Source organism: Niastella sp. (genome assembly GCF_045805085.1).
Classification (GTDB): Bacteria; Bacteroidota; Bacteroidia; order Chitinophagales; family Chitinophagaceae; genus Niastella.
The window spans coordinates 1-1,715 of record NZ_JBJMLX010000379.1 but is presented as its reverse complement, the minus strand read 5'-3'; the positions used below and the strand labels follow the sequence as shown (position 1 = coordinate 1,715).

The following is a 1,715-nucleotide window of genomic DNA, read 5'->3' as shown; positions in this document are numbered from 1 at the left end:
TGAATATTCCAACCAATACCGGCAGAAGGGAAGTAATCCCATTTATTACCGGGAGAAAGACGGGATACACCATCCGCACGAATTGACGCCGTTAACAGGTATTTACCCTGGAACGTATAATTCACACGGCCTGCATATGACATGGTGACGCCTTTTGTATAAATGGAAGCAAGATCACGGTTTGCCGCTTCAGTGGCTCCCAGGTTAAAATACTGGAAAGAAGGCAACGCCTGTCTACTACCACCAGCTCTTAAATAATCGTTATCAGTACGTGTAAAGCTGGTAAGCGCTGTAAGCGTGATATTATGCTCGCCTATCTTTTTATTATAGGTCAGGATATTATCCCAGTTATAAAAGCGATTGAAATCAGTTTCTTGTTGTGCTTTATTGCCCTTTGCATAGTTAGTGTAAGACAGCGAATCCGTGTACAGGCCCTTGCGGTCGAACACCAGGTTGGTACCCAGGTTAGAGCGGAATGTCAAACCTGTGATAGGGGTTATTTCCAAATAACCATTCACTGTTAATGCGCCTTTGATGGTATTGTTTTTATACGCACCAGGTGCTTCATCTCCCAACGGGTTCTTAACGTTAGGAAAACCAGCTAAAGGCACCCAGTTAATGCTGCCATCGGCGTTATAAGGAACTCCCAGCGGATCAATGTTTGTAGTAGCATAGTTCAAGGGGTCGGGGCGGGAATTTTGATTGCTCCAGGTAAACTGGGTTAACAAACCTGCTTTAAACGCATTGCTGATCTTTTGATCATAGTTCAAACGGGTATTGAAACGGGTATAGTCGTTACCACGCAACAAACCTTCTTCTTTATAATAACCGGATGAGAAAAATACTTTTGTTTTATCGCCGCCAGACTGGATAGAAGCAGAGTGACTTTGCTCATGGCCATTACGCACCAGCAGGTCCTGCCAGTCAACCCATTGGTTGTTCTTTATAGCATCCATTTCCGAAGCTGTAAAGATCTTTGCATCATCGGCTTCAGAGTTCCAATCACCAGTGGTTTTCCAGGCTTCTCTTCTCAGTCTTATATAATCATCACCAGTTCTGCTTTTGGGGAATTGCGCATAACCGTTGATACCATAGTATCCATTGTAAGAAACCTTGGGACGGTCTTTACCTTTTTTAGTGGTAACGATGATAACGCCATTGGCGCCCATCCACCCGTAAATAGCTGTAGCAGAGGCGTCTTTCAACACTTCCACCGACTCGATATCATTTGGGTTGATGTCAGCGATGTTTCCGGTCTGGAATCCATCTATAATGAACAATGGGCTGGTTTGGCTACCAGTAAGACCCTTGTCGTTACCGGCCAGCGTTCTGTTACCACGCAGCTGAATGTTCATGCCAGAACCGGCTGCACCACTTTGACGGCTGATATCCAAACCGGGTATTTTACCCTGCAAGGATTCCATCGGGTTGGCAGCGGGAACTGCTGTTACCTGGTTCGGCTTAATCGAATACACCGCACCGGTAAGGTCTCTTCTTTTAGAGGTACCATAACCTACTACTACCACCTGGTCAAGGTCGGCATTGTCGTAGGTCATCAAAATATTAAATGCAGAATCGCTTCCTACTTTTTGTTCCTTCTGTAAAAAGCCTACAAAGCTGAATACAAGAACGGAATTTTCAGAGGGAACCGGAATGCGGAAAGTTCCTGTTACATCGGCGGTGACACTGATACGAGTGCCAAACACATTTACATT

Annotated in this window: 1 protein-coding gene; it reads right to left on the bottom strand. The window is 45.1% G+C overall.

From position 1 onward, the window contains the following. A partial coding sequence (locus ACJ751_RS19555) for a SusC/RagA family TonB-linked outer membrane protein (RefSeq protein WP_407747206.1) occupies positions 1-1,715 on the bottom strand: 1,715 nt, incomplete at both ends.